The sequence below is a fragment of the Sphingobacterium sp. UBA7253 genome (genome assembly GCF_002472745.1).
GTDB classification, from domain to species: Bacteria; Bacteroidota; Bacteroidia; order Sphingobacteriales; family Sphingobacteriaceae; genus Sphingobacterium; species Sphingobacterium siyangense.
In genome coordinates, this window is the sequence record NZ_DKSP01000213.1 from 1 (window position 1) to 2,534 (window position 2,534).

A 2,534-nucleotide genomic window follows, 5' to 3' on the forward strand; every position below is an offset into this window, starting at 1 on the left:
CATAGCCCAGGTTTTCAATACTGATAAATAACCATGATTTCAATAATTCATCCTATTGTAATTTATTTGCAATTTAATTGCATTTAATGTTTTTGCTACATAGTTGCAATAGTGAAAAATACTATCTTCGCTGAGTTGACTTTTAATCCACTGTAGTACCGAATCGGTATAGCAAACAAGATCGATTTCAATTTTAAACAATATAAGCAACAGCAGTATGGAATTTTGGGAACGTAATTTTATAGAGAAGCAAGAAATGTGGGGGGATGAAGCCGCAAAGTCTACAACGTTTGCAGTAGGCTTTTTTTTGGAACACAACATCAAAAATATACTGATTCCTGGGTTCGGCTACGGTCGCAACGGTCGCCCTTTTTTGGAAAATGGAATAAAAATTACAGGCATTGAGATCTCGAAAACGGCAATAGAACTCGCCCGGAAATCCTTTGGGACAAATACGATAATCCATCATGGTTCGGTTAATGAAATGCCTTTTGATCAGGATATATATGACGGTATATTTTGTTACGGGCTTATTCATCTATTGGATGCTGAAGAACGTAATGCGTTAATCCAGCATTGCTTTGACCAATTAGCTGAAGGAGGTTATATGATTTTTACGACCGTATCAAAGCTAGCGAGTATCTATGGAAAGGGGGAGGCCATAGGCACTGATCGATTTGCAATGTTTGATGGAGTACATATGTTTTTTTACGATATTGATTCCATTCATGCCGAATTCGATCCCTATGGATTAATGGAAATTAGGGAGGTAGAGGAAAATTTTCCATTCTACTTCATCATTTGTCAGAAGAGGATTAATATTTAAATATATATATTTATGAAAGATGATAGAAGCTATGAGGTAATTATCGTTGGGGGAAGTTATGCGGGGCTTTCTGCAGCGATGGCATTGGGACGTTCCTTGCGGAATGTGTTGATTATCGATAGTGGGCTACCTTGTAATCGACAGACGCCGCACTCTCATAATTTCATTACGCATGATGGTGAAAAGCCGCTTAGTATAGCGAAAAAAGCGAGGGAGGAAGTTCTGAACTACCCGAGTGTCAAGTTCCAGAAAGGGCTTGCTGTGAGCGGCATGATGACAGCTACAGGGTATGAAATAACCACCGAAAATGGGGACGTCTTTCAGGCTAAAAAGCTCATTTTTGCGACTGGTGTGGAAGATATTATGCCTAGTATACAAGGATTTTCAGCCTGTTGGGGAATTTCGGTTATCCATTGCCCATATTGTCACGGTTATGAATTCCGAAAAGGAAAAACTGCTATTATGGCCAATGGAGAGCGTGCACTTCACGTAGCGGGATTGGTCAATAATCTCTCGAACGACTTAACGCTATTGACTTCGGGTAAGGCTAGTTTTGATGTTAAGCAGAAAGCAAAACTGAAGTTACATGGTATTTCGATTATTGAAGAAGAAATAACTAAAATCCAGCATAAGAATGGATGGGTCCAACAGGTACAATTAAAAGACGGTCGTGAACTTGCCTTTGATGCTGTTTATGCTGCCATACCTTTCAGGCAACATTCGCTTATTCCTGCTATGTTAGGTTGCGAATTGACCGATCAGGGACATATAAAAACAGACAATTTCCAGAAAACAACAGTCGCGGGTGTTTTTGCCTGTGGAGATAATTCCAGTATGATGCGTTCTGTAGCGAATGCGGTTGCTGCAGGAAACCTAGCTGGAGCAATGGTTAATAAAGAACTTGTTGATGAGGTTTTTTAGTGGCCATATTGATCTGTTTTCCGGCAGTGGTGACACATTGTTAATTCATCAGGAAGTTTTTACAAAAACTTCCTGATGCGTAAATGCTGTCTTTATTAAATTTTTTTGTCCAAATTTTACTGAAATAATAGCTGCCGATAAGATAAACCGACACCAGGAAGTGATCCTTTATGATGGATAATCGTTTTAAAAGTCGACGGTTCCTACTCTACATTTGTTGAATACGTTCGGTCCGACTAGCCGTTTCCCGTCCCCATTCTGCAATAGATTCTAATAGCGGAATAAGCGTCTTGCCGAATGGTGTAAGTTCGTAATCTACTTTCAAAGGAGCTTTTTCGGTATGTACTGTACGCTTTACTAAACCATCAGCCTCAAGTTCCTTTAATTGTAAGCTTAATGTACGCTCGGTAATTAATGCACATTCTTTTCTTAATTCATTATAACGTTTTTTTTCAATTAGATGAATCAAAATTACTGCTTTCCATTTTCCGCCTATGTATTTCATAGTTAGGCTGGTACTGCATGGGTATTGTTTGTTGTCTATCAAATACATCTGTTACTATCAAGTTTGACCGTTATTGCAAATATATAATACCATATTTAAGTTTGCAACTATAAAATATATAGTTAATTTAATCTTGTATGTTATGGCTTTTTTAGAAACTGCAAAGCAACGTTACACAACGAAAAAGTATAATTCAGAAGCGCTAATTCCGGAGGAGAAAATCGCTGAATTAAAGGAAATAATCCGATTGAGTCCATCTTCCATCAATAGCCAGCCATGGAA

The 2,534-nt window shown here is 38.2% G+C and carries 4 protein-coding genes; 3 read left to right on the plus strand and 1 reads right to left on the minus strand.

What is annotated here, in order from left to right; translation table 11 throughout:
* Window positions 1-217: 217 nt before the first annotated feature.
* Together B2X72_RS21425 and B2X72_RS21430 are read left to right on the plus strand one after the other, a co-directional pair.
* Window positions 218-826, plus strand: coding sequence for a class I SAM-dependent methyltransferase (locus tag B2X72_RS21425; protein ID WP_070565463.1), 609 nt, complete (start codon window positions 218-220; stop codon window positions 824-826).
* A 12-nt stretch (window positions 827-838) separates the two neighbouring features.
* Window positions 839-1,747 carry an NAD(P)/FAD-dependent oxidoreductase gene (locus B2X72_RS21430; protein WP_070565461.1) on the plus strand — a complete coding sequence of 303 codons (909 nt, stop codon included), beginning with the start codon at window positions 839-841 and terminating at the stop codon, window positions 1,745-1,747.
* A gap of 208 nt (window positions 1,748-1,955) precedes the next feature.
* Here the strand turns inward: B2X72_RS21430 and B2X72_RS21435 are convergent, their stop codons facing one another.
* Entirely contained in the window at window positions 1,956-2,252 is a 297-nt protein-coding gene (locus B2X72_RS21435; RefSeq protein ID WP_201303552.1) for a winged helix-turn-helix transcriptional regulator, read from the minus strand.
* Window positions 2,253-2,394: 142 nt separating this feature from the next.
* On the opposite strand from B2X72_RS21435, the gene B2X72_RS21440 reads away from it, so the two are divergent.
* The coding region (locus B2X72_RS21440) for a nitroreductase family protein (RefSeq protein WP_286851441.1) at window positions 2,395-2,534 on the plus strand (140 nt) is incomplete at its 3' end.

Bases quoted from the DNA above. Each gene is read 5' to 3' on its own strand.
- B2X72_RS21425 (WP_070565463.1), top strand. From the start codon at position 218: ATGGAATTTTGGGAACGTAATTTTATAGAGAAGCAAGAAATGTGGGGG.
- B2X72_RS21430 (WP_070565461.1), top strand. From the start codon at position 839: ATGAAAGATGATAGAAGCTATGAGGTAATTATCGTTGGGGGAAGTTAT.
- B2X72_RS21435 (WP_201303552.1), bottom strand. From the start codon at position 2,252: ATGAAATACATAGGCGGAAAATGGAAAGCAGTAATTTTGATTCATCTA.